Origin of the sequence: Streptomyces sp. M92, assembly GCF_028473745.1 — a bacterium.
Lineage (GTDB): Bacteria > Actinomycetota > Actinomycetes > Streptomycetales > Streptomycetaceae > Streptomyces.
The window spans coordinates 4,057,063-4,079,409 of sequence record NZ_CP101137.1 but is presented as its reverse complement, the minus strand read 5'-3'; the positions used below and the strand labels follow the sequence as shown (position 1 = coordinate 4,079,409).

Below are 22,347 nucleotides of genomic sequence, written 5' to 3'. Positions count from 1 at the left end.
CGGGCCGCTCGCTCGCTTCTGACCCGTGGTGGAGCGAGCCGAGTCAAGGGTCGGCCGCAGGCCGATCGCCGAAGGCGACGCGCAGCGCCCTTTACTCGGGTCGCGGAGGCACGACACTGCCAAGGAAGCGGGCGGCCCCAACGGTCACTCCTCCAATGCCCTACGCATCACCCAGCTCGCACCACGTGACCTTGCCGGGGTCCCGCTCCCCGACGCCCCATTTGCCGGCCAGTTCCGACACGAGCAACAGGCCACGGCCTCCCTCGCTCCACTCCGCCCCGAGCACCAGTGGCACAGCCGGCACGCCGTCCCCGCTGTCGTGCACCTCGACGCGTACGCCGCCTTCCGCCAAGGGCAGCAGCCGGAGCAGGAAACCACGGCCGGGCGGCACGCCGTGCACCAATGCGTTGGTGGCCAGTTCACTGACGCACAGCACGACATCGTCCGCGCGCTCGCGCACACCCCACGCGGCGAGCGCCTCGCGTGCGAACGCCCGTGCGGCGGGGACGGACCGGCGCTCCCGGCGGTAGAAGCGCTCGCGTGGGGACGGGGGTTGATTTTCGTTGTTCACGTGACGAGGGTCACGCTCCGTGGCCATGATGAGACAGAGCGCACGGCCGTACAGCCGACCTGTACGGGTGCGCGACGGTGAACGTACGCGGTCGGGTGGGGAGTTCGACCTCATGGGCACGACGACACGGAGGAACGCCTCCGCGATGAAGATGGTGGGGGCGCTGCTCGCCCTCTACCGCCAGGCCGCCGGGCACACCCAGAGGTCGCTGGGCGAACGGTTCGTCATCGGCGAGCAGCAGATCGCCTCGATCGAACAGGGCAGGCGCCCACTGAAGCCGGATCTCGCCGAGCAGCTCGACGAACTCCTGGACACCAAGGGGGCGTTGTCCACTGCGTTGAGCAGGATGCCGGAGGTGGATCTGGTTCCGTTGTGGGCGGAGGAGTTCCTGGACAGGGAGCGGGAGGCCATCGCGATCTCGTCGTACGAGAACCAGGTACTGCCGGGGCTCCTCCAGACGGAGGGGTACGCGTGGGCGGTGTTCCGCAGTCGCGTGCCGGTCTACGACGGTGACACGATCGCCCGTCTCGTTGCGGCACGCATCGAGCGTCAGGGAATCCTGCAGGGCAAGGAGCCACCGATCACTTGCTTCGTGGTCTGGGAACCGGTCGTACGTGCGCCTGTCGGCGGACGACAGGTGTGGATGGAACAACTCCGGCACCTTCGTGCGTGCTCCGAGCTGCCTGGGCTCATGCTTCAGGTGTTACCGCTGGACCGGACGAGTCACGCCGGGCTCAATGGCCCGTTCGTCTTGCTGGAGACACCTGAACACCAACGGCTCGCCTACACAGAGAACCAGCGCGGCAGTCAACTGATCGCGGACCCTGACGAGGTGGCGATCCTCACGCAGAAGTGTGCGATGCTGCGGTCACAGGCCCTCACGCCCGAGGACACGAGGGACCTGCTGGACCGTCTCTTGGGAGAGCAATGAGCAGCACCGCACTTCGGTGGTTCAAGTCGAGCTACAGCGGCGACGAGGGCGGCAACTGCATCGAAGTCGCCTACGAGTGGCGCAAGTCCAGCTACAGCGGAAGCGAGGGCGGGGCCTGCGTTGAAGTAGCCACCGCCCCCACCTCCATCCACATCCGCGACTCCAAAACAACCGTCGGAGACACCGTCACCGTCGCGCCAGCAACCTGGACCGCATTCCTCGCATGGTGACGTCGGCCTTCCACAGGTCGAACTCCGCGTCGTGCGGACCGTACGCCGTGTGCGGGGTGCCGTCCCCGAAGACCCGCACGGGGTGCGTGGCGTCCCACGCCTGCCACCCCGGGTCGCCGGTCTCGACGAACCGCACCCACGCCCCGTGCATCGCGTCGGCCAGTTCCCGCGGAGCGCCCTCGCCCGCGAGCCGCCGTGAGTCCGGGTGGTGCCCGGAGTCGAAGACGAAGCCCAGCTCCAGGGCGTGGCAGGCGCCGAGGCCGGGCAGGTTGGATGGCCAGGCGAACTCGTAGACGTACGAGGAGCCGGGCCGCGCGTCGGCCACCCGGTGCATCGGGAGCCGGAGCAGGTGGTCGGTGACCAGCTGGCCGACGGTCTCGGCGGCGCCGGCGCCGGGGCGCAGCGCGCGGTAGCCGCGCACGACCTCGTTGCCGCAGTGGCAACGGGCGCGGGCTCCGGCGAGGGCGACGGCGCCGAGCCGGTCGACGCGTTCGAGGAGGCCGCCGGGGACCAGCCAGAGCCGGTACTCGTCGCGGGTCCAGCCCATCATCAGGTCGACGCCGAGCGCCGCGTCGCCCTCGACCAGCGCCTCCAGCGGGTCGCACGGCAGCACGTCCCCGTCGACGACGATCCCGAAGGCCGGGCCGCCCAGCACCGGGCTGCTGAACCGGCCCACGTCGGCCTGGGCGCGCAGCAGGTCGGCCCGGTCGGCGGCGGCGAAGGCCTCGGCGGTGGCGGGGACTCTGAGGCGGGCGGCCATGCGGCGGACCATGCGCCGTACCTTGTCGCGGTCGGCGGCCTCGGGTGCGCCGCTCTGGAGCACGGCCCGCCGGAAGAGGCCCCGGGCGCGCGGGGCGGCGAGGAGGGCGCCGGTGCTGATCGCACCGGCCGACTGACCGGCGACCGTCACCCGGCCGGGGTCGCCGCCGAAGGCCGTGATGGAGTCCCGTACCCATTCCAGGGCGGCGAGCTGGTCGCGCAGGCCGGCGTTGGCGGGGGCGTCGGGGAACAGGCCGTAGCCTTCGACACCCAGTCGGTAGTTGATCGAGACGCAGACCACTCCGTCGCGGGCGAAGGTACGGCCGTCGTAGACGGGGACGGCGGAGGAGCCCCTGGTCAGGGCGCCGCCGTGCAGCCAGACCAGGACCGGCAGGCGGGCGGCGGGGGCCGGGTCGGGGGTCCAGACGTTGAGGTTGAGGCAGTCGTCGCCGGGGATCACGGGGTCGGAGAGGTAGCGGGCGAACGCCTCGGAGTACGGGGGCTTGGGTGCCGTCGGGCCGAATGCGGTGGCGTCGCGTACTCCGGTCCAGGGCTCGGGCGGCTCCGGGGGCCGGAACCGGCGGGGGCCGAAGGGCGGGGCGGCGTACGGGATGCCCCGGAACACGGCGACACCGTGCTCGTACCTGCCGCGCACGGCCCCGTGGGGCGTACGGACCACCGGATTCGTCCGGCCTGACATCAGCGCTCACCAGCCCTTCGCCGCACCGTCGTACCGCTCATGTCAAAGCGCTGAGGTGCCCGCGACTATTCCGGACCTTCGTTCCCGGCGCGGCTGGGGGACAATGGGAGCACGCACGCCCACACGTACGCCCACCCTGTGTCGCCGAGGAGGCCGTCGTGACCGTCGACCCTCGCCACCCGAACACCGTCGCCCCCGTGAGGATCGTCGAGGCGGACGGGCGGCACGCCGTGCTGGCCTTCTCCGGCGCCCTGGACGCCCCCGCGCTGCGCGTACTGGAGGAACTGCTCCTCGACCACCGTCTGGTGGAGCCGACCGCCTGGACGCTGGACATGAGCGGGCTGGACCACATCGACCTGGCGTGCGCCTACGCGCTGCTGCGCGCGGCCACCCGGGCCGAGGAACCGGTCACGATCACCGTGCGCGGGGCCCGTCCGGCCGTTCACCGGACACTGAAGCACGCGGGCCTGGACACCGTCGTCGCGTACGAGCACTGACGAGCCCCACCCGCTCGCACACATGATCTACTGAAGCGGAGGACAAGCACGGCTTCAGCGGAGTTCCATGATCACCATCGAAGACCTCTTCACCGGCGCCGGGGGCGACGCGTCGGCCGCTCCGTTCGTCTGGGACCCGCTGCGGGAGCCCGACGCGTTGCAGGACGTCGGCCTTCTCGACTGCCGGATGTGCCCCCTCACCGGGCGGGTCGGGCTGCTTCTCGACATGCGCACGGCCCTGCAGTACCGCACGGGCAACGCCGCCCTGCTCACGGTCCGCGGACTGGCGTCGTTCGAGTGGAGCGAGGAACCGCTGGAGCGTGAGCTGCTCAACTTCGCCATCACGTCGAGTACGCCGTCGGCGTCCAGGAAGGGCGTACGGATGGAACTCGCCCTGTTCCCGGACGGCCTGCTGTCCGTCGCGGGCAAGGCGGCGGAGTTCCACCTCCTCGACGCCGAGGGAGTTCCCGAGACGATCCCCGACTACACGGAACGCCGACTGAGCGACGTGCGCGCGGGTCTGCCGTGGTGGGACTCGGGCTGCATCGTGCTGCGGTCGGCCACCGCACCCGGCACCTGACACGAGTCCCGTACGGAGTCCGCCCCGGCCGGCTTGCCCACCGGGAAAGTCAACGGTAACTTTCCCGACAGGAAAGTAACGAGGGACGGAAACACGGACGGGAGGGCGGTGGCCGTGGGCACACCGGTCGATACCGAACAGGCTTGGAGGGACCTGCAGCGCATCCGCGTGCCGCAGGAGCGGGTGTACGACGAGGTCGAACGGTCGGCGTCCGGCAAGCCCGGCGCGACCTGGGCGATGGCCGCGGTCATGTGGGGTTTCCTGACCGTCATCAGCCTCGATCTGCCCCAGTGGGGCGTCTGGCTGGCGCTCGCCGGCTACTGCGCGGTGGTGATCGTGCTGGCCAGGGCGTTGCACTTGCGGAGCCGGGTGCAGCTGCACCACTCGCGGTGCGACTGGCGGGTCTTCGCCGCCTTCGTCGGGGGCGCGATCGCTACCGGGGGGACGGTCCTGCTGGCCGGCCGGCTGGTCGAGCCGCTGGAGCCGACGACGGGGGCACTGATCAGGGCGACGGTGTCGGTGGCCGTGTTCCTCCTGTTCGTCGGGCCGGTGACCCGGTGGTCGACCGGCTCGCTGCGCGCCAGGGCCGGCCGGCGGGCCGCCGAGGGGGCGGGCCGGTGAGCACTCCCGCAGGCTTCGACGAGCTGATCCATCCCGCCACCCGGCTGTCCGTGGTCGCGCTGCTCGCGGCCACGGAATGGGCGGACTTCCCCTTCGTACGCGACAGCCTCTCGCTCAGCGACTCCGCCCTCTCCAAGCAGCTCCACACGCTGGAGGAGGCCGGCTACCTGGAGCTCCGCAAGGAGGGCGGCGGCCGCAAGCGGCGCACCAGGGTACGGCTGACGGACCGAGGCCGCACCGCCTTCGAAGGGCACGTGGCGGCGCTCCGCTCGATCGTCGAGGGAGCCCCGCCTGCCCCGCCTGCCGGTCCGGCGGAACGGCGCCTCCCCTCGGAGGCCGCACGATGACGCACTTGCAAGCACCCGCCCACGACCTCGTCGTCGAGGCCCGGGACGTGACGATGACGTACGGCGACGTGGACGTCCTGCGCGGCGTCGACCTGGACATCCGCCGGGGCGAGGTCTTCGCCCTGCTCGGTCCCAACGGCGCCGGGAAGACCACCACCGTCGAGATCCTGGAAGGTTTCCGGCGGCGCTCGGCCGGTGACGTGCGCGTCCTCGGCACCGACCCGGAGCGCGGCGACGACGCCTGGCGCGGCCGGCTCGGACTGGTCCTTCAGTCCTGGCGGGACCACCCGCGCTGGCGGGTCGCGGAACTGCTCGGGCACTTCGCGACGTACTACCCCCACCCCCGCGACCCGGCGGAGCTGCTGGCGCTGGTCGGTCTCACCGACCAGGCCGGCCGGCAGGTGAACCGGCTCTCCGGCGGCCAGCGCAGGCGGCTGGACGTCGCCCTCGGCATCGTCGGCCGCCCCGAACTGCTCTTCCTGGACGAGCCGACCACCGGCTTCGACCCCGAGGCGCGGCGCGAGTTCCACCTCCTGGTGGAACGGCTGGCCCGCGACGAGGGCGTCACCGTCCTGCTCACCACCCACGACCTGGTGGAGGCCGAGCGGCTGGCCGACCGGATCGCCATGCTGGTCGGCGGCCGCATCCGCGCCCTCGGCACCCCCGGCGAACTGGCCCGGCGGGCCGCCGCGCGGGCCGAGGTCCGCTGGACGGCCGACGACGGAACGCCCCGCCGGGAACGGACCGAGGACCCCTCGCGGCTGGTCTGGGAACTCCACCGGGACGCGGCCGGGCCGATCCCCGGCCTGGAGGTCCGCCGCCCGACCCTGGAGGACACGTACCTGCACATGGTGCACCGGGCGGACGACGGCACGGATCGGGACGCGGACGGACACGTGGACGGAGAGGCGCGGGCCGCATGAAGGGAACACACATGACGGGTGGTTACCGGCGCGCCGGTCTCCAGCGGGGCGGCATCGAGCTGCGCCAGCTCCTGCGCAATCCGAAGGAACTGTCCGGCCACCTGACCAACGTGGTCGTCGCGCTGGCCGTCGCCGCCTACCTGAGCGACGACGTGCCCGGCACCCAGACCCCGATGGCCCACCTGGTGCTGGCCGGGTTCGCCGCCTACCTGCTGTTCCAGGTCGGGCTGGTCAACCTCCCGCAGATGCTGGTGACCGAGCGGGAGGAGGGCGCCCTGCTGCGGCTGCGCGCCACACCCGGCGGGATACCGGCCTACCTGATCGCCAAGTGCATGCTGGTGGTCGGCACGGCGGTCGGCACGCTGGCGCTGCTCCTGCTGTCGGCGGCGGTCCTGGTGGACGGGCCGCTGCCGCACGGGCCGGGCGGCTGGCTGACACTGCTGTGGGTCACCACGCTCGGCCTGCTGGCCGTCGTACCGCTGGGCGCGGCGATCGGCGCCGTGCTGCCGAACCCGCGCGAGGCGCTGGCGCTGATCATGCTGCCGACGATGGGGCTGCTGGTGACGTCCGGCGCGGTGTTCCCGATCACCGCGCTGCCCGCGCCGGTGCAGCAGGTGGCGTCCGTCTTCCCGCTCAAGTGGATGGCGCAGGGCCTGCGTTCGGCGCTGTTCCCGGACTCGGCGCGGGCGGCCGAGGTGGCCGGCTCCTGGGAACTGCCCATGGTCGCCCTGGTCCTGACCGCCTGGGCCGTCCTCGGCTTCCTCCTCGCGGTCCCCCTCCTGCGCCGCGCCGCCCGCCGCGAGTCCGGCTCCCGCCTGAGCGCGCGCCACCGGAAGGCCGAACAGAGCGGGGCGCTGCCGGCGCGGGGATAGGGCCTCTCCGGTGGTGCTCAGCCGCCGACGTCCACGCTGTTGTCGGGTGCGCCGTCGCCGAAGGGAGGGAGGTCGCCGCGTTCCACGGGCGTGGTGTCGGGGCGCGGGGAGGGCAGGATCTCGGTGGCCTCGGCCGCGTCGGGCCGGTGGGCGGACACGGCGGCCTCGCGCAGGACCGCGCGCGGCACCGAGTCCGTCCCGGCGGACAGCCACAGCACGTGCCCGTCCTTCGGTACGGCGTACTCGTGCTCCCCGCCGCCCGTCCGGTACCAGGTCCCGGCGTCGCGCTCGCAGGTGGTCCGTCCGCCGCCGCTCGTATAGCCGACGGGCCGGCTGCGGCAGGTCTCCTCCGTGATCGAGCCCCGCTCGACGCCGAGGCGGATCACGGCACCCGAACCGTCGGTGTAGGCGGCGGAGAAGCCGTCGTCACCGAGCGTGCTGACGGACTGCTCGGCCAGGGTGAAGCCGGGGACCGTCGTGACGTAGACCAGTTCCGGGGCCGCTCCCATCGCCTCGGCCCTGGACGTGAGTTCACCGGGCGTTCCGCCGGTGGCGGGGGAAGCCTGTCCGGTAGCGGCGGCCGGGGTGGTGACGGCGGCCGCCGGGTCCTCGGACGCCTTCTCGGCACCGCACGCGGTGAGCAGCACAGGGGTCAGCAGGAGCGGCAGGACGCGCGCGCGACGATTCATGCGTCCATCCTGCCGTACAGGTGTTCCACAGCCGCGCGGTTTCCGCTCACCCATGGCCGCTTCCGTGTCCGATTCCTTCAAGACGGCTCCCGGCCGCCCTGCCTACGGTGACGCCATGACCGCACGATTCAACGCCATCGGCCTCGTCGTCTCCGACATGGCCGCGTCCGTGACCTTCTACCGCCGGCTCGGTTTCGCCTTCCCCGAGGGCGCTGAGCGCGAGCCGCACGCCGAGGCCGGTCTGCCGGGCGGCATCCGGCTGATGCTCGACACCGAGGAGTCCGTCCGTTCCTTCACTCCGGGGTGGGAGCCGCCGGCCGGTGGCGGTCGGCACTCGCTCGCCCTGCTGTGCGACACGCCCGCCGAGGTGGACGCCCTCTACGAGGAGTTGACCGGCGCCGGCTGCCACGGTGAGCGGGGGCCCTGGGACGCCCCCTGGGGGCAGCGGTACGCCGTCGTGGGCGACCCGGACGGCCACGGGGTCGACCTCTTCGCGCCGCTAGCCGCGCCCGGCGAGTAGTGCGCCGGGCGGCAGTCCCGTCAACTCCCGTACGTCCCGGGCCAGGTGCGCCTGGTCAGCGTAGCCGGACCGGACGGCCGTCTCGGCGAGGGGCGCGCCCGCACGGGTCAGGGCGAGGGCGCGCTGGAGCCGCAGCACGCGGGCCAGCGTCTTGGGACCGTAGCCGAAGGCGGCCAGGGAGCGGCGGTGCAGCTGGCGTGCGCTCAGGCCCAGTTCGTCGGCGGTGGCGGCTACCGGGCGGCCCGCGTCGAGGGCGGCCACGATCCGGCGCGGGAGCGGGTCGAGGGGGCCGGCGTCGGCCGCCGCCGACAGCGCGGCCTCCTCCAGGCCACTCGCCGGGTCGGGGGCCGCGTTCACCCGCGCGGTCAGACGCCGTACGCGGGCGGCGGGCCAGAGGTCGGCGAGGTCGACGCGGCGGTCGCGCAGTTCCGGGGCGGGGACGCCTAGGAGCGCGGGGGCGGCGCCGGGGTGGAAGCGGACGCCCGCCCAGGGGCCGGCGGAGCCCGTGGTGACGTGGGCGCGGGTGTCGGGGCCCGCGACCAGCAGCCGGCCGTCGTGCCAGAGCAGGTCCATGCAGCCGTCGGGCAGGACCCGTCCGGTGCCGGGCACGGTCGGGGTGTTGGTCCATACCACCGCACCGGTCAGCCGGGACGCCCGTTCCGCGTACACGCGTGTCAGGCTACGCCGCCGGCGCGCGGTACTCCTGCGGGCTGACGCCGTACACCCGCTTGAAGGCCGTCGACAGGGCGAACGCGCCGCCGTAGCCGACCTGGCGGGCGATCGCGCCGAGCGTGTCGTCGGTGTCGCGCAGCCGGTCGGCGGCGAGCGCCAGCCGCCAGCCGGTGAGGTAGGCCATCGGGGGTTCCCCCACCAGGCCGGTGAAGCGCCGGGCGAGCGCGGCGCGGGAGACCCCGGCCTTCGCGGCGAGGGACGCCACCGTCCAGGGGTGCGCGGGGGCGGCCTGGAGCAGGCGCAGCGCCCGGCCGACGACCGGGTCCCCGAGCGCCCGGTACCAGGCGGGCGGCTCGGCGCGCGGGCCGGCGAACCAGGACCGCAGCGCGGCGATGACGAGGAGGTCGAGGAGCCGGTCGAGGACGACCTCCTGGCCGGGTTCGTCGCGCGTGACCTCGGTCATCAGCAGGGGCGTCAGCGGGCACTCCCACTGGTCCGAGGTGAGGGACAGCAGCGGGGGCAGCGCGTCGAGGAGCCGGCCGCCGATCTCGCCGCGCACCAGGTAGGTGCCGATGAGCAGCACCGTCGCGCCGTCGGGGCGGTCGCCCCAGCTCCGTACGCCGAGGTCCATCGACCCGCCCAGCGGGCGTCCGTCGGGGTAGCTGCACTCGCCGCCCGGCAGGATCACCGCCTGGGGCGCGGTGGCGGGGTCGTCGGCGCAGGTGTACGGGTCCGGGCCGCGGGCGATGGCGAGGTCGCCGGCGCGCAGGCGCAGCCGCTCCCCCGTGTCCGGGACCACCCAGGCGTCGCCGCGCACCGCCAGCATCACCGTGAGCGGCGCCCCGTCCTCGACGCGGACGGCCCACGGCGGGTCGAAGCAGGCGCGGATCATGAACGCGCCACGGGCGCGGGGTCCCTCGAGCAGGCCGGCGAGTGCGTCCATGGCGCCACAGCGTAGGGCTTGCCCGGCGGATCAGGTCGCAGGAAAGCGAAGGGCCCTGATCAGTGCAGGTGAGCGGGGGCGATGGGCCCCTCCCGCGCATGGGGCCCCCGCTCGAGCGAAGCCGAGAGTGGGGGAGCAGTCGAGCGTGGGGGAATTGACAACCGACGACCACGCCGCCGGGGGCACCGCCCACGCCCTTCAGGCAGTGGGGGACGGCGTGCCTGCCCCCGCGTCCGCGGCATGATCCGCCGGACAGGCCCTGGTCACGGCGTGGACGCACGCGCATGCCCCTGAGCCCTTCGGCGATGGGCGGGCCCGGCGAGCGGCCGTTGACTGGGGGCATGACGGAGACGAGCGCGCACAAGGGCACTGACGGCACCAACGGCACGAAGGACATGACGGTCGTGGTCACGGGCGCCACCGGCCGTACCGGGCGGCGGGTCGCCGAGGCGGCGCGGGCGGCCGGGCTGAACGTGCGGGCGGCGTCCCGGGCGACCGGGTTCGACTGGCGCTCCCGGCCGACCTGGGCGGACGTCCTGCGCGGCGCCGACGCGGCCTACCTGGCGTACCCCACCGACGTCGGCGACCCGGAGGCCGCGGACGCGGTCGGGGCGCTGGCGCGGGAGGCGGCCGGGCTCGGCGTGCGGCGGCTGGTGCTGCTGTCGGCGCGGGGCGAGGACCAGGCGCGGCCCGCCGAGGAGGCGCTGGCCGGGGCGGGCGGGCAGTGGACGGTGGTGCGGGCCGCGTGGTTCGCGCAGAACTTCAGCGAGGGGCCGCTGGCCGAGGAGCTGCGGCAGCACGGGGAGCTGGTGTTCCCGGCCGGGGAGGCCGGGGAGCCGTTCGTGGACCTGCGGGACGTCGCGGACGTGGTGGTGGCGGCGCTGGCCTCCGGCGACCGGTACACGGGCCGGGTGCTGGAGGTGTCGGGGCCGCGGCTGCTGACCTTCGGGGAGGCGGTCGCCGAGATCGCGAGGGCGACGGGGCGGGCGCTGACGTACCGGTACGTGCCGGCCCGGGAGTACGGGGCGAACCTGGCCGGGTTCGGGGTGCCGGAGGAGGAGGCCGCGTTCCTCGTGGACCTGTTCGGCACCCTGCTCGACGGCCGCAACGCCCGGCTCTCGGACGGCGTGCAGGAGGTGCTGGGCCGGGCGCCCGCGGACTTCGGCCGGTTCGTGCGGCAGTGCGCGGCGGCGGGGGCGTGGGCCCCGGGGGCGTCCGACGGGGCGTAGGGGGCTGACCCTCCCGCTACGAGGCCTCCGGCTTGTCGTGGCCCTGGCCCTGGCCGTGGCTGTGGTTGGCGGGCGGCGTGTGCTTCACGTGGGTGCGCAGGCGGGAGGTGACGTCCTCCGGGGGCAGGAAGCGGGACCAGCGTTCCGGGAACTCGGAGGGCATGTCGGGGTCCGACTCGCCGCTGGCGGCGGCCCGGGCCACGTACTCGGCGACCTGGGCCTGGCGCAGCCGCTCGTTGGCCTCGCGGGCGGCGGCGGTGGAGGCGGCCGGCCACACCCGGTCGATGGCCGCGTTGACCGCCGCGCCGACGAGCACCGCGAAGGCGGAGACCCCGATCCACAGCAGCACGGCGACGGGCGCGGCCAGGGAGCCGTAGATCGTGGGGCCCTCGACGGTGTTGGTGAGGTAGATGCGCAGCAGGAAGCTGCCGAGCACCCACATGGCGAGGGCGACCAGCGCACCGGGCACGTCCTCGATCCACGGGGAGCGCACCGGCACGGACACGTGGTAGAGCGTGGTCAGGAAGGCGATGGACAGGATGATGACGACCGGCCAGTACAGGACCTGGACCACCGTCGTCGACCACGGCACGATGCGCACCACCGCGTCCGGGCCGGCCACCATCAGCGGCAGCGCGACCGAGCCGATCAGGAGCGCGACGAGGAAGAGGAGGAACGCCATCAGGCGGGTCTTGACGATGCCGCGAACGCCGTCGAGGCCGTACATCACGGTGATCGTGTCGATGAAGACGTTCACCGCGCGGGAGCCCGACCACAGGGCGAACAGGAATCCGAGTGAGATGACGTCGGGCCGTCCGCCCTTCATCACGTCGTCCAGGATCGGCTCGGTGATCTGTTCGACGCCCTTCTCGGAGAGCACCGCGCGGGAGGCGTCCAGGATGTTGGTGCGCAGGCTCTCGGTGGTGTCGGCGCCGATCCAGGCGTCGACGTAGCCGAGCAGTCCGAGGAGGCTCAGCAGCAGGGGCGGCACCGACAGCAGGGTGAAGAACGCCGCCTCCGCCGCCAGGCCGAGGATGCGGTACTCCATGCACGAGTTGACGGTGTCCTTGAGGAGCAGCCAGGCGGTCCTGCGTTTGGAGACGTTCCGGTACAGGACCCGGGCGCGATGGAGCCGGCCGGAGGGCCGTTCGGGGGATTCACTTGCTGGCTGCACGCCCTAAAGGTATCCGCCGCGGGGGGTCGCACTCATCCGCGGACGCCCTCCTGCCGGTGACGGCTCCGTGCGGATCCGCGGCACGGTAGGTTCACGGTCATGGCAGGCAGTACCCACACCGTGACGAATCAGGCGCCGCCGCTGACCGGCTACGACGTCTTCACCGCCGACCGGGCCCTGACGGCCGCGGTCGAGCGGCATCTGGCTCCCGAGCTGCGCGAGGAGGCGGTGGCGGAGCTGTCGGGCCTGGGGCGCGGCTGCGGGTCGGCCCAGAGCCAGGAGTGGGGCGCGCGGGCGAACGACAATCCGCCGGTACTGCGTACGCACGACCGCCACGGCCACCGTGTCGACGAGGTGGACTTCCACCCGGCCTGGCACCGGCTGCTGGGCAAGGGCGTCTCGGCGGGGCTGACGGCGGCCTGGTCGCGGCCGGGCGGGCACGTGCGGCGCGCCGCCGGTTTCGTCATGTGGGCGCAGGTCGAGGCGGGCAACGGCTGCCCGCTGTCCATGACCCACGCGGCGGTGCCGGCCCTGCGCACCGATCCGGCGCTGGCCGCCGAGTGGGAGCCGCGGCTGACCTCGCGCGTCTACGACCGGGAGCTGCAGCCGGCCCGTCTGAAGGCCGGGGCGCTGTTCGGGATGGGCATGACGGAGAAGCAGGGCGGCAGCGACGTCCGGGCGAACACCACCTCCGCGCGGCCGCTGGCCGAGGACGGCGCGTACGAGCTGACCGGGCACAAGTGGTTCTGCTCGGCGCCGATGTCGGACGGTTTCCTGGTGCTGGCGCGGGCGCCGGGAGGGCTGACCTGTTTCCTGGTGCCGCGCGTCCTGGCGGACGGCACCCGCAACGTGTTCCTGATCCAGCGGCTCAAGGACAAGCTGGGCAACCGGTCCAACGCCTCCGCCGAGGTCGAGTTCGCCGGGACCTGGGCGCGCCGGGTCGGCGAGGAGGGGCGCGGGGTGCGCACGATCATCGGGATGGTGGCGGCGACCCGGCTGGACTGCGTGCTGGGGTCGGCGGGGCTGATGCGGCAGGCGGTGGCGCAGGCGGTGCACCACTGCGCGTACCGGGAGGCCTTCGGCGCGAAACTGGCCGACCAGCCGCTGATGCGCAACGTGCTCGCGGACCTCGCGATCGAGTCGGAGGCGGCCACCACGCTCGGGATGCGGCTCGCGGCGGCGTACGACGCGGCGGAGGGCGGCGACGAGCGGGAGCGGGCGCTGCTGCGGCTGGCGGTGCCGGCGGCGAAGTACTGGGTGACCAAGCGGTGTGCCCCGGTCGCGGTGGAGGCCGCCGAGTGCCTGGGCGGCAACGGGTACGTCGAGGAGTCCGGGATGCCCCGGCTGGTGCGCGAGTCGCCGCTGAACTCGATCTGGGAGGGCGCCGGGAACGTGCAGGCGCTGGACGTGCTGCGCGCCCTCGGGCGGGAACCGGCGGCGATGGACGCCTACCTGACGGAGGTGGGGCTGGCGCGCGGTGCCGACCACCGCCTGGACGCGGCGATCCGGGATCTGCTGACGGAGCTGGCCGATCTGGGCGCCGCCGAGGGGCGGGCGCGGCGGCTGGTGGAGCGGCTGGCGCTGGTGCTCCAGGGGTCGCTGCTGGTGCGGTACGCGCCGCCGGAGGTCGCCGACGCGTTCTGCGCGGCTCGGCTGGGCGGCGACGGGGGCGCGGCCTTCGGCACGCTGCCGCCGACGCTGGACCTGGCGTCGGTGGTGGAGCGTGCCCGTCCGGTGGGCTGAGTCTTCGGTGCGGGGGTGGTGCTGCGCCGACACGGCACCACCCCCGCCACACAGGCCGTTCAGGCCGAGTACGCCGCTCGGGGCGACGTGGCTCAAGTTTGGGCTCCGGTAGGGCGGTCCCACCAGGGTTGCAGGGGGTTGCAACTTGCTTCCGGCCGTGTGCGGACTGTGCCCTTCCGTGCCGGGCAAGCGGTCACTATGAGACGAACATCCGACTTCCGGGAGGACGGGGACCAGTGGGGCTCTCGCCGATGGACGTGACGCAGTTCGCCGCCGGGGACACGACACGCGCGGCACGCGTGCTCAGCGAGATCCGCTCCGCGAGACTCGCCGGCGGACGGGCCCCGGTGGCGCCGCGTCCCGTGATCGAGCAGTCCTGGGACCGGATGCTGCGCAGCGGCGTCGACCCGGAGCACGACTTCCGTGCCGGACTGCTGTCCCCGGAGGAGGTGCGGCGGCGGCGGGAGGCCTCGCCGCTGCGGCACGTGCTGCCGGTGCTGCGGGAGGGTCTGCTGTCGGTCGCGGACGTCGCGCACCACATCATGGTCGTCGCCGACGACGAGGGGCGGGTGCTGTGGCGGGAGGGCAGCGCGCGGGTGCTGCGCCGGGCCGACGGGCTGGGCTTCGAGCTCGGCGCGGACTGGCGGGAGGAGATCGTCGGCACCAACGGCGTGGGCACGCCGGCGGTCACCCGGCGGCCCGTCCAGGTCTTCGCCTCCGAGCACTTCGTACGGTCCCAGGCCACCTGGACCTGTGCCGGGGCGCCGATCACCGACCCGCGCAGCGGCCGGCTGCTCGGGGTGGTCGACGTGAGCGGGCCGCTGGAGACGATGCACCCGGCGACGCTCGCGTGGGTGGACTCGGTGGCCAAGCTCGCCGAGGCACGGCTGCGGGAGTCGCACGTGCGGTCGCTGGAGCGGCTGCGCACGGTGGCCGCCCCGGTGCTGGCGCGGCTGGCGGGCCGGGCCCTGGTGACCGACCGGGACGGCTGGACGGCGGCGGTGACGGGGATGCCGCACCTGGACCGGGTGGTGCTGCCCAAATCCCCGGCGGCCGGGCCGAGGTGGCTGCCGGGGTTCGGGGCGTGCACGGTGGAGCCGCTCGGCGAGGGCTGGCTGGTGCGGGCGGCCGGGGAACCGGCGGGGCAGGAGGGGGCCCGGATCGGGCTGGACCTCTCGCAGCCGCGCCGCTGGTCGGTGCGGGTACTGGGCGGCGCGGAGAACTGGGTGCGGGAACTGAGTCCCCGGCACGCCGAGTTGTTGTACCTGCTGGCCGTCCACCGCACCGGGCGCAGTGCCGCGGAGCTGGCCGAGGACATGTTCGGCGACCCGGCCCGCACGGTGACCGTGAGGGCGGAGATGTCGCGGGTCAGGAGGTACCTCGGGGCGTACCTGGAGCACCGGCCGTATCGTTTCTGCGAAGACGTGGAGGTGGAGGTCGCCCTCCCGTCCGCCCCGGGAGACCTGCTCCCCCACTCGACGGCACCGGCGGTGGTACAGCGCCGGGGGGCGGCGTCGGTGCCCTGAACGGGCGGCGGCCGCCGACCACTCCACGCCGGGCGCGGCACCGGGCGACGTGTCCGGCGCTTCGCCCGGCGGCCGGCCCGTCCGCGGGCTCGGTCCGCGCCGCCGCAGGCCTCCCGCCATCGGTCGCCCCCACCACCGGTCGCCCCGCCGCCACCGTGCGTAGCCTTCACCGCCCCGCGTGCACGCCCCACCGGCCCACGGCAGGGCCGGACGCATACCGTTCTCGCATATTTGCAGCGTCCGCGTCCGCCGGACCGTCCGTCTGTCGTAGCATCCTCTGGGGACCGCCCCATCTGCTCCTCGGTCAACGCGGCCACCGTCGAGCACAGTTGGACGGTGCCTGTGGAGGTTTCATGAAGCATCGCGGCAGACACCGCCGACGCAGGCGGGGCAGGGCGCTGCGCGCGGCCCTGGCCGGCGCGGCCCTGGCGCTCACGGGCGCCGCCACGATGATCAGCGCCTCGCAGGCCACCGTGGCCGACGACCCGGGCACCCTGGACCCCCTCACCTCCGCCGCCGAGACCGCCGACCTGCGGCTCACGGAACACCACGTACCGCGCCCCTGGCTCGACCGCCTCTCCACCGCGATGGGCGAGCCGGTGGGCGTCGGCGCCGTCCTCGGCTCCGCCGACCACACCCTGCGCGACGCCGCCGACTGCACCACCGGGGATCGGGAGGCCCTGCCCGTCTCCCCCGCGGCCACCCGCGCCTACTGCTGGGAGGAGGCCGACTCCGAGGGCTGGAGTCCCGGCGCGGTCACCACCTCGGGGGACGCCGACGACGACGGCCGCTGGGGCGCCCACCGGGTCATCCTCTCCGCCTGGTCCCGCGACGACGGCACACCCGAGAGCGGTCTCGCCCGGGTCTCCTTCGTCGACGCCGACGACCCCGACCACCTCACCTACACCTCGGCGCTCCTCGCCGTCCCGGTCGACGGCGGCCTCGACTACCGGGGGCTGGCCTCCCCCGTCTCCGGCATGGTCTGGTACCAGGACAAGCTGCTCGTCACGGCCGGCACCGGCGGCCGCGACGCGCTGTTCGTGTACGACGTGGACCGCATCCAGCGGACCACGACCGACGCCCTCGCCGTAGGCCGGGTGCCCGGCGGCTGGGCGGCGGCCGGTCACCCGTACGTGCTGCCCGCCGTCGCCTCGTACCGACTGCCCGACTCCCCCGGCGCCGCGCGTCCTGGCGCGATCTCGCTGGATCGCGGCACGGTCCCCGACAGCCTGGTGGCGAGCGAGCGGGTGCCCGCGGACGGCGACCGTCCCACCCGGCTGTGGCGCTACGACCTCAGCACGGACCCGGCGCGCACCGGACTGCCGGACGCCGACTCCGCCGGACACGTCGACCCGGTGGAGGCGTACGAGACCGGGGCGGCCGAGGTGGGCGGCGTGCTGTCGTACCGTCCGGCCGGTGCGGCGCGCGCCGACTGGTACCTGGGCCGCGCGGCCGGCGCGGACGACGGGACGGACGGGCGCGGCACCCTGTGGCGCCAGGACACGGAGGGCGCCCGGGCCGTGGAGTGCGGCGCGGACGGTTCACAGCGCTGCTGGAGCGGACCGGCCGGCTCCCTGTCGTACTGGGCCGAGACCGGTGAGGTCTGGTCGCAGTCGGGCCGGATGCTGTTCGCGCTGCCGCTCCGGTCGATCGAGGACGCGCTGGACTGAGGCCGGCGGGCCCCAGGGCCCTGCGGGTGCGACCGGGCGCGACCGGGCGGGGATCGACAGATCCGCGAGGCTGATGATTCCCTGACCCGCATGACCAACATCGCCGTGACCACGTGGTCCCTGGAGCAGACGGCGCCGACCGATCTGCTGCCGGCCGCCGCCCCGGAGGGGGACGTCCGGATCGTCCGCTCCGAGGTGCCCTCCCCCGAGTTCAGCCGCTTCCTGTACGCCTCGGTGGGCGGGGACATCCGCTGGACGGACCGGCTCGGCTGGAGCCACGCGCGGTGGCGGGAGCACCTGGAGCGGCCCGGCGTGGAGACCTGGGTCGCCCACGACCGCGGCACACCCGCCGGGTACGTGGAGCTGACGCCCGGGGACGACGGCGTCGTGGAGATCGAGTACTTCGGCCTGCTCCCGGCCTTCCGGGGCCGGCGCATCGGCGGGCACCTGCTCTCGTACGGCACCGCCCGCGCCTGGGACCTGGCGGAACGCTGGCCGGGGCTGGCCACGACCAAGCGGGTGTGGCTGCACACGTGCAGCAAGGACGGCGAGTTCGCGATGGACAACTACCAGCGCCGCGGCTTCCGCCTGTTCGACACGAAGGTGGAGGAGGAGCCCGACGTGGCCACGCCCGGCCCCTGGCCCGGAGCCTTCCCCGCCTGACCGACCGTCCCGCCTGACCGACCGCCCCGCCGGGCCACGCGGTCCGGCATGTGACCCACGGCACCCTTGTCTCACTCCACGGGACAAGGGTGTCCGCATTTTGGATTAAGCTGGACTGTGTCCAGATCGCCGTGCCAGTCTTCCGTCATGCCTGGAACTGGAATTGCCTTGGTGAGTCGGCGGCACGTCGACCTCGGCCGCATGTCCAGCGCCATCTGTCCGGTCCGCTGAGAGCACCCTCCAGCACTACCGGATCTCCTTTCTTCGCCTCATTCCCGCGCAATGACGCGCACCCCACCCGTGCGCTCGTACGCGCAGGTCAGCGCCGCAATCCCGCCTGTCCCGAAGGACGTGTCCCCATGGCCGCCACGCCGCCGAATTCCGCTGCCGCGACCCCCCGCCGCAAGGTGAGCCGTCACCGCGGCGAGGGTCAGTGGGCGGCCGGTCACTTCACCCCGCTCAACGGGAACGAGCAGGTCAAGAAGGACGACGACGGTCTCAACGTGCGGACACGTATTGAGACGATCTACTCCAAGCGTGGTTTCGACTCGATCGACCCCAGCGACCTGCGCGGACGCATGCGCTGGTGGGGTCTGTACACCCAGCGCAAGCAGGGCATCGACGGCGGGAAGACGGCCGTTCTGGAGCCGGAGGAGCTGGACGACAGCTACTTCATGCTGCGGGTCCGCATCGACGGCGGCGCGCTGACCACCGCTCAGCTGCGCGTCATCGGCGAGATCTCGCAGGAGTTCGCGCGCGGCACCGCCGACATCACCGACCGGCAGAACGTCCAGTACCACTGGATCCGCATCGAGGACGTGCCCGAGATCTGGGACCGCCTGGAGGGCGTCGGCCTGTCCACGGTCACCGCCTGCGGCGACACGCCCCGCGTGATGATCGGCTCCCCGGTCGCGGGCATCGCCGAGGACGAGATCATCGACGGCACGCCGGCCCTGGAGGAGATGAAGCGCCGGGTGCTCAACAACCCGGCGTACTCGAACCTCCCGCGGAAGTTCAAGACCGCGATCTCCGGGTCGCCGGTGCTGGACGTGGTGCACGAGATCAACGACGTGGCGTTCGTCGGTGTCCAGCACCCCGAGCACGGGCCGGGCTTCGACCTGTGGGTCGGCGGCGGCCTGTCCACCAACCCGAAGCTGGGCGTGCGCCTGGGCGCCTGGGTGCCGATCGAGGAGGTGCCCGACGTCTACGAGGGCGTCATCTCGATCTTCCGCGACTACGGCTACCGGCGGCTGCGCAACCGCGCCCGCCTGAAGTTCCTGGTCGCCGACTGGGGCGCGGAGAAGTTCCGGCAGGTGCTGGAGGACGAGTACCTGAAGCGGAAGCTGACCGACGGCCCGGCGCCCGCCGACCCGACCAGCCGCTGGCGCGACCACATCGGGGTGCACCGGCAGAAGGACGGCCGCTACTACGTCGGCTTCGCCCCGCGCGTCGGCCGCGTCGACGGCACCACCCTGACGAAGGTCGCCGACCTCGCGGAGGCGCACGGCTCGGGCCGGGTCCGCACCACCGTCGAGCAGAAGATGATCATCCTCGACGTCGAGCAGGACCGGGTCGACTCGCTGGTCGAGTCCCTGGAGGCGCTGGACCTCACCGCCCGGCCCTCCACCTTCCGGCGCGGCACGATGGCCTGCACCGGCATCGAGTTCTGCAAGCTCGCCATCGTCGAGACCAAGGCGCGCGGCGCCTCGCTGATCGACGAGCTGGAACGCCGGCTCCCCGAGTTCGACGAGCCGCTCACCATCAACCTCAACGGCTGCCCCAACGCCTGCGCCCGCATCCAGACCGCGGACATCGGTCTCAAGGGCCAGCTGGTGCTCAACGAGCGGGGCGAGCAGGTCGAGGGCTACCAGGTGCACCTGGGCGGCGCGCTCGGCCTGGAGCCGGGCTTCGGCCGCAAGGTGCGCGGCCTGAAGGTCACGGCCGAGGAGCTGCCGGACTACGTGGAGCGGGTCCTCACGCGCTACCAGGCCGAACGCGAGGACGGCGAGCGCTTCGCCACCTGGGCGGCCCGCGCCTCCGAGGAGGCCCTGTCATGAGCGAGCGCGCCGTGCCGTTCCACTGCCCGTACTGCGGCGACGAGGACCTGCGTCCGCACGAGCAGGGACACGGCGCCTGGGAATGCGCGGCGTGCAACCGCGCATTCCAGCTGAAGTTCCTCGGGCTGCTGGCCCGGGGTCTTCAGCCCGACTCGACCGAGGGGGAACGGATATGACGGCCGTTCAGGAAGAACGCACGACCGAGGATCTCAAGGCGCTCGCCGAGCGGGCGGGCCGCGAGCTGGAGGACGCCTCCGCGCTGGAGATCCTCCAGTGGGCGGTGGACACCTTCGGCAGCCGCTTCTGCGTGACCTCCTCCATGGAGGACGCGGTCGTCGCCCACCTCGCCTCCCGCGCCCTGCCCGGCGTGGACGTGGTGTTCCTCGACACCGGCTACCACTTCGAGGAGACCATCGGCACCCGGGACGCGGTCGAGGCCGTGATGGACGTGAACGTCATCACGCTCACCCCGCGGCAGACGGTCGCCGAGCAGGACGCCGAGTACGGCCCGAGGCTGCACGACCGCGACCCGGACCTGTGCTGCGCGCTGCGCAAGGTCAGGCCGCTGGAGGAGGGCTTGAAGGGCTACCAGGCCTGGGCGACCGGGCTGCGCCGCGACGAGTCCGAGACCAGGGCGAACACGCCGGTCGTCGGCTGGGACGAGAAGCGGGGCAAGGTGAAGATCTCGCCCATCGCGAAGTGGTCACAGGAAGATGTGCAAACGTACGTCACCGAGCACGGCGTTCTCACCAACCCGCTGCTGATGGACGGCTATGCCTCCGTGGGCTGCGCGCCCTGCACCCGTCGTGTGCTGGAGGGCGAGGACGCCCGCGCCGGACGCTGGGCGGGCCGCGCCAAGACCGAGTGCGGACTGCACGGCTGACATGACGACGACCACCGGGCCGACGGCCACCGTGCCGACGACCACCGGACCTTCGAGATCCAGGGAGAACCACGTGACGACCGGAGCCACCGTCTGGCTCACGGGCCTGCCCAGCGCCGGCAAGACCACCATCGCCCACGAGCTGGCGGGGCGGCTGCGCGAGGAGGGCAGGCGCGTCGAGCTCCTCGACGGCGACGAGATCCGCGAGTTCCTCTCGCGCGGCCTCGGCTTCAGCCGCGAGGACCGGCACACCAACGTGCAGCGCATCGGCTTCGTCGCCGAACTGCTCGCCCGCAACGGCGTCACGGCGCTGGTCCCGGTGATCGCCCCTTACGCGGACAGCCGGGACGCGGTGCGCGAGCGCCACGAGGCGAACGGCACGGCGTACGTCGAGGTGCACGTCGCCACCCCGGTCGAGGTGTGCTCGGTGCGCGACGTGAAGGGCCTGTACGCCAAGCAGGCCGCGGGTGAACTGACGGGGCTCACCGGCGTCGACGACCCGTACGAGGAGCCCGTCAAGCCCGACCTGCGCATCGAGTCGCAGGACCAGACCGTCCAGGAGTCCGCCGCGGCGGTCCACGCCCTGCTCACCGAAAGGGGACTGGCATGACGACGACCGTCGCAGCGGTGGAGGAGGGCAAGGCGGGCCCGTACGCCCTCTCCCACCTCGACGCCCTCGAATCGGAGGCCGTGCACATCTTCCGCGAGGTGGCGGGCGAGTTCGAGCGGCCGGTGATCCTCTTCTCCGGCGGCAAGGACTCCATCGTCATGCTGCACCTGGCGCTGAAGGCGTTCGCACCCGCGCCGGTCCCCTTCTCGCTGCTGCACGTGGACACCGGGCACAACTTCCCCGAGGTGCTGGACTACCGCGACCGCGCGGTGGAGCGGCACGGGCTGCGCCTGCACGTGGCCTCCGTGCAGGACTACATCGACCGCGGGCTGCTCAAGGAGCGTCCGGACGGCACCCGCAACCCGCTCCAGACGCTTCCGCTGACCGAGAAGATCCAGGCCGAGAAGTTCGACGCGGTCTTCGGCGGCGGGCGCCGGGACGAGGAGAAGGCCCGCGCCAAGGAGCGGGTGTTCTCGCTGCGCGACGAGTTCTCGCAGTGGGACCCGCGCCGGCAGCGCCCCGAGCTGTGGAACCTGTACAACGGCCGGCACGCCCCCGGCGAGCACGTACGCGTCTTCCCGCTCTCGAACTGGACCGAGCTGGACGTGTGGCAGTACATCGCCCGCGAGGGCATCGAGCTGCCGCAGATCTACTACGCCCACGAGCGCGAGGTCTTCGCCCGCTCCGGCATGTGGCTGACGGCCGGTGACTGGGGCGGCCCGAAGGACGGCGAGACGGTCGAGAAGCGGCAGGTCCGCTACCGCACCGTCGGCGACATGTCCTGCACCGGCGCCGTCGACTCCGACGCCGACACCATCGAGAAGGTCATCGCCGAGATCGCCGTCACCCGGCTCACCGAACGCGGCGCCACCCGCGCCGACGACAAGATGTCCGAGGCCGCGATGGAAGACCGCAAGCGCGAGGGGTACTTCTAGAC

Annotated in this window: 26 protein-coding genes; 20 read left to right on the top strand and 6 right to left on the bottom strand. The window is 73.3% G+C overall.

The window, feature by feature from the left end:
* Window positions 1–160: 160 nt before the first annotated feature.
* Entirely contained in the window at window positions 161–598 is a 438-nt protein-coding gene (locus M6G08_RS18480; RefSeq protein ID WP_272588265.1) for an ATP-binding protein, read from the bottom strand.
* An 85-nt stretch (window positions 599–683) separates the two neighbouring features.
* Between M6G08_RS18480 and M6G08_RS18475 the strand changes: the two genes are divergently transcribed.
* Both M6G08_RS18475 and M6G08_RS18470 read left to right on the top strand, forming a co-directional pair.
* Window positions 684–1,502, top strand: coding sequence for a helix-turn-helix domain-containing protein (locus M6G08_RS18475; protein ID WP_272588264.1), 819 nt, complete (start codon window positions 684–686; stop codon window positions 1,500–1,502).
* Window positions 1,499–1,732 carry a DUF397 domain-containing protein gene (locus M6G08_RS18470; RefSeq protein WP_272588263.1) on the top strand — a complete coding sequence of 78 codons (234 nt, stop codon included), beginning with the start codon at window positions 1,499–1,501 and terminating at the stop codon, window positions 1,730–1,732. Before M6G08_RS18475 ends, M6G08_RS18470 begins: the two co-directional genes overlap by 4 nt.
* Here the strand turns inward: M6G08_RS18470 and M6G08_RS18465 are convergent.
* Window positions 1,689–3,191, bottom strand: coding sequence for a carboxylesterase/lipase family protein (locus tag M6G08_RS18465; RefSeq protein WP_272588262.1), 1,503 nt, complete (start codon window positions 3,189–3,191; stop codon window positions 1,689–1,691). The two genes, M6G08_RS18470 and M6G08_RS18465, sit on opposite strands and share 44 nt — an antisense overlap.
* 158 nt (window positions 3,192–3,349) lie before the next feature.
* On the opposite strand from M6G08_RS18465, the gene M6G08_RS18460 reads away from it, so the two are divergent.
* The 6 genes from M6G08_RS18460 (at window position 3,350) to M6G08_RS18435 (ending at window position 7,031) form a co-directional block, all read left to right on the top strand.
* Window positions 3,350–3,688, top strand: coding sequence for an STAS domain-containing protein (locus tag M6G08_RS18460; protein WP_272588261.1), 339 nt, complete (start codon window positions 3,350–3,352; stop codon window positions 3,686–3,688).
* Window positions 3,689–3,755: 67 nt separating this feature from the next.
* Entirely contained in the window at window positions 3,756–4,268 is a 513-nt protein-coding gene (locus M6G08_RS18455; protein ID WP_272588260.1) for a hypothetical protein, read from the top strand.
* Window positions 4,269–4,382: 114 nt separating this feature from the next.
* On the top strand, window positions 4,383–4,889 hold the full coding sequence (locus M6G08_RS18450) for a hypothetical protein (protein ID WP_272588259.1): 507 nt from the start codon (window positions 4,383–4,385) through the stop codon (window positions 4,887–4,889).
* Window positions 4,886–5,236, top strand: a complete 351-nt coding sequence (locus M6G08_RS18445; protein WP_272588258.1) for a transcriptional regulator — start codon at window positions 4,886–4,888, stop codon at window positions 5,234–5,236. The genes M6G08_RS18450 and M6G08_RS18445 overlap by 4 nt, the downstream gene beginning before the upstream one ends.
* Window positions 5,233–6,159 (top strand): ABC transporter ATP-binding protein, encoded by a 927-nt coding sequence (locus M6G08_RS18440; RefSeq protein ID WP_272588257.1) that lies wholly within the window; start codon window positions 5,233–5,235, stop codon window positions 6,157–6,159. Before M6G08_RS18445 ends, M6G08_RS18440 begins: the two co-directional genes overlap by 4 nt.
* 11 nt (window positions 6,160–6,170) lie before the next feature.
* Window positions 6,171–7,031 (top strand): ABC transporter permease, encoded by an 861-nt coding sequence (locus tag M6G08_RS18435; protein ID WP_272588256.1) that lies wholly within the window; start codon window positions 6,171–6,173, stop codon window positions 7,029–7,031.
* A 17-nt stretch (window positions 7,032–7,048) separates the two neighbouring features.
* Here the strand turns inward: M6G08_RS18435 and M6G08_RS18430 are convergent, their stop codons facing one another.
* Window positions 7,049–7,720, bottom strand: a complete 672-nt coding sequence (locus M6G08_RS18430) for a hypothetical protein (RefSeq protein ID WP_272588255.1) — start codon at window positions 7,718–7,720, stop codon at window positions 7,049–7,051.
* Window positions 7,721–7,835: 115 nt separating this feature from the next.
* On the opposite strand from M6G08_RS18430, the gene M6G08_RS18425 reads away from it, so the two are divergent.
* Window positions 7,836–8,240: a VOC family protein gene (locus M6G08_RS18425; protein ID WP_272588254.1), complete on the top strand. Its 405-nt coding sequence runs from the start codon at window positions 7,836–7,838 to the stop codon at window positions 8,238–8,240.
* Here M6G08_RS18425 and M6G08_RS18420 read toward each other — a convergent pair.
* The gene (locus tag M6G08_RS18420) at window positions 8,220–8,909 is read right to left on the bottom strand and encodes a helix-turn-helix transcriptional regulator (protein WP_272588253.1); all 690 of its coding nucleotides are present in this window, start codon (window positions 8,907–8,909) and stop codon (window positions 8,220–8,222) included. The two genes, M6G08_RS18425 and M6G08_RS18420, sit on opposite strands and share 21 nt — an antisense overlap.
* A gap of 10 nt (window positions 8,910–8,919) precedes the next feature.
* Window positions 8,920–9,855: an AraC family transcriptional regulator gene (locus tag M6G08_RS18415; protein WP_272588252.1), complete on the bottom strand. Its 936-nt coding sequence runs from the start codon at window positions 9,853–9,855 to the stop codon at window positions 8,920–8,922.
* 341 nt (window positions 9,856–10,196) lie between these two features.
* Between M6G08_RS18415 and M6G08_RS18410 the strand changes: the two genes are divergently transcribed.
* Window positions 10,197–11,084 (top strand): NmrA family NAD(P)-binding protein, encoded by an 888-nt coding sequence (locus tag M6G08_RS18410; protein ID WP_272588251.1) that lies wholly within the window; start codon window positions 10,197–10,199, stop codon window positions 11,082–11,084.
* A gap of 16 nt (window positions 11,085–11,100) precedes the next feature.
* Here M6G08_RS18410 and M6G08_RS18405 read toward each other — a convergent pair whose 3' ends face one another.
* Window positions 11,101–12,258, bottom strand: a complete 1,158-nt coding sequence (locus M6G08_RS18405; protein WP_272588250.1) for a YihY/virulence factor BrkB family protein — start codon at window positions 12,256–12,258, stop codon at window positions 11,101–11,103.
* Window positions 12,259–12,357: 99 nt separating this feature from the next.
* Here M6G08_RS18405 and M6G08_RS18400 point away from each other — a divergent pair, with 99 nt between their 5' ends.
* From M6G08_RS18400 to cysD, 10 genes are all read left to right on the top strand, one after another.
* A complete protein-coding gene (locus M6G08_RS18400) occupies window positions 12,358–14,001 on the top strand; it encodes an acyl-CoA dehydrogenase family protein (RefSeq protein ID WP_272588249.1) in 1,644 nt (547 codons plus the stop codon).
* A 236-nt stretch (window positions 14,002–14,237) separates the two neighbouring features.
* Window positions 14,238–15,527, top strand: coding sequence for a helix-turn-helix domain-containing protein (locus M6G08_RS18395; protein WP_272588248.1), 1,290 nt, complete (start codon window positions 14,238–14,240; stop codon window positions 15,525–15,527).
* 353 nt (window positions 15,528–15,880) lie between these two features.
* Complete coding sequence (locus M6G08_RS18390; protein WP_272588247.1) at window positions 15,881–17,197, top strand: hypothetical protein; 1,317 nt, start codon at window positions 15,881–15,883, stop codon at window positions 17,195–17,197.
* A 90-nt stretch (window positions 17,198–17,287) separates the two neighbouring features.
* A complete protein-coding gene (locus tag M6G08_RS18385; RefSeq protein ID WP_272588246.1) occupies window positions 17,288–17,860 on the top strand; it encodes a GNAT family N-acetyltransferase in 573 nt (190 codons plus the stop codon).
* Window positions 17,861–18,007: 147 nt separating this feature from the next.
* Window positions 18,008–18,091, top strand: coding sequence for a putative leader peptide (locus M6G08_RS36005; RefSeq protein WP_351391960.1), 84 nt, complete (start codon window positions 18,008–18,010; stop codon window positions 18,089–18,091).
* Window positions 18,092–18,219: 128 nt separating this feature from the next.
* Entirely contained in the window at window positions 18,220–19,917 is a 1,698-nt protein-coding gene (sirA, locus tag M6G08_RS18380) for a sulfite reductase SirA (protein WP_272588245.1), read from the top strand.
* A complete protein-coding gene (locus M6G08_RS18375) occupies window positions 19,914–20,093 on the top strand; it encodes a hypothetical protein (protein WP_073731948.1) in 180 nt (59 codons plus the stop codon). Before sirA ends, M6G08_RS18375 begins: the two co-directional genes overlap by 4 nt.
* A complete protein-coding gene (locus tag M6G08_RS18370) occupies window positions 20,090–20,800 on the top strand; it encodes a phosphoadenylyl-sulfate reductase (protein WP_272588244.1) in 711 nt (236 codons plus the stop codon). Before M6G08_RS18375 ends, M6G08_RS18370 begins: the two co-directional genes overlap by 4 nt.
* Window positions 20,801–20,873: 73 nt before the next feature.
* On the top strand, window positions 20,874–21,410 hold the full coding sequence (gene cysC, locus M6G08_RS18365) for an adenylyl-sulfate kinase (protein ID WP_043378475.1): 537 nt from the start codon (window positions 20,874–20,876) through the stop codon (window positions 21,408–21,410).
* Window positions 21,407–22,345, top strand: a complete 939-nt coding sequence (cysD, locus tag M6G08_RS18360) for a sulfate adenylyltransferase subunit CysD (protein WP_272588243.1) — start codon at window positions 21,407–21,409, stop codon at window positions 22,343–22,345. Before cysC ends, cysD begins: the two co-directional genes overlap by 4 nt.
* The last annotated feature ends 2 nt before the right edge of the window (window positions 22,346–22,347 follow it).

What these genes read in the sequence shown, in the direction of transcription:
- M6G08_RS18480 (WP_272588265.1), bottom strand. Translation starts at nt 598, where the DNA reads ATGGCCACGGAGCGTGACCCTCGTCACGTGAACAACGAAAATCAACCC.
- M6G08_RS18475 (WP_272588264.1), top strand. Translation starts at nt 684, where the DNA reads ATGGGCACGACGACACGGAGGAACGCCTCCGCGATGAAGATGGTGGGG.
- M6G08_RS18470 (WP_272588263.1), top strand. Translation starts at nt 1,499, where the DNA reads ATGAGCAGCACCGCACTTCGGTGGTTCAAGTCGAGCTACAGCGGCGAC.
- M6G08_RS18465 (WP_272588262.1), bottom strand. Translation starts at nt 3,191, where the DNA reads ATGTCAGGCCGGACGAATCCGGTGGTCCGTACGCCCCACGGGGCCGTG.
- M6G08_RS18455 (WP_272588260.1), top strand. Translation starts at nt 3,756, where the DNA reads ATGATCACCATCGAAGACCTCTTCACCGGCGCCGGGGGCGACGCGTCG.
- M6G08_RS18440 (WP_272588257.1), top strand. Translation starts at nt 5,233, where the DNA reads ATGACGCACTTGCAAGCACCCGCCCACGACCTCGTCGTCGAGGCCCGG.
- M6G08_RS18435 (WP_272588256.1), top strand. Translation starts at nt 6,171, where the DNA reads ATGACGGGTGGTTACCGGCGCGCCGGTCTCCAGCGGGGCGGCATCGAG.
- M6G08_RS18430 (WP_272588255.1), bottom strand. Translation starts at nt 7,720, where the DNA reads ATGAATCGTCGCGCGCGCGTCCTGCCGCTCCTGCTGACCCCTGTGCTG.
- M6G08_RS18425 (WP_272588254.1), top strand. Translation starts at nt 7,836, where the DNA reads ATGACCGCACGATTCAACGCCATCGGCCTCGTCGTCTCCGACATGGCC.
- M6G08_RS18415 (WP_272588252.1), bottom strand. Translation starts at nt 9,855, where the DNA reads ATGGACGCACTCGCCGGCCTGCTCGAGGGACCCCGCGCCCGTGGCGCG.
- M6G08_RS18410 (WP_272588251.1), top strand. Translation starts at nt 10,197, where the DNA reads ATGACGGAGACGAGCGCGCACAAGGGCACTGACGGCACCAACGGCACG.
- M6G08_RS18400 (WP_272588249.1), top strand. Translation starts at nt 12,358, where the DNA reads ATGGCAGGCAGTACCCACACCGTGACGAATCAGGCGCCGCCGCTGACC.
- M6G08_RS18390 (WP_272588247.1), top strand. Translation starts at nt 15,881, where the DNA reads ATGAAGCATCGCGGCAGACACCGCCGACGCAGGCGGGGCAGGGCGCTG.
- M6G08_RS18385 (WP_272588246.1), top strand. Translation starts at nt 17,288, where the DNA reads ATGACCAACATCGCCGTGACCACGTGGTCCCTGGAGCAGACGGCGCCG.
- M6G08_RS36005 (WP_351391960.1), top strand. Translation starts at nt 18,008, where the DNA reads ATGCCTGGAACTGGAATTGCCTTGGTGAGTCGGCGGCACGTCGACCTC.
- sirA (WP_272588245.1), top strand. Translation starts at nt 18,220, where the DNA reads ATGGCCGCCACGCCGCCGAATTCCGCTGCCGCGACCCCCCGCCGCAAG.
- M6G08_RS18375 (WP_073731948.1), top strand. Translation starts at nt 19,914, where the DNA reads ATGAGCGAGCGCGCCGTGCCGTTCCACTGCCCGTACTGCGGCGACGAG.
- M6G08_RS18370 (WP_272588244.1), top strand. Translation starts at nt 20,090, where the DNA reads ATGACGGCCGTTCAGGAAGAACGCACGACCGAGGATCTCAAGGCGCTC.
- cysD (WP_272588243.1), top strand. Translation starts at nt 21,407, where the DNA reads ATGACGACGACCGTCGCAGCGGTGGAGGAGGGCAAGGCGGGCCCGTAC.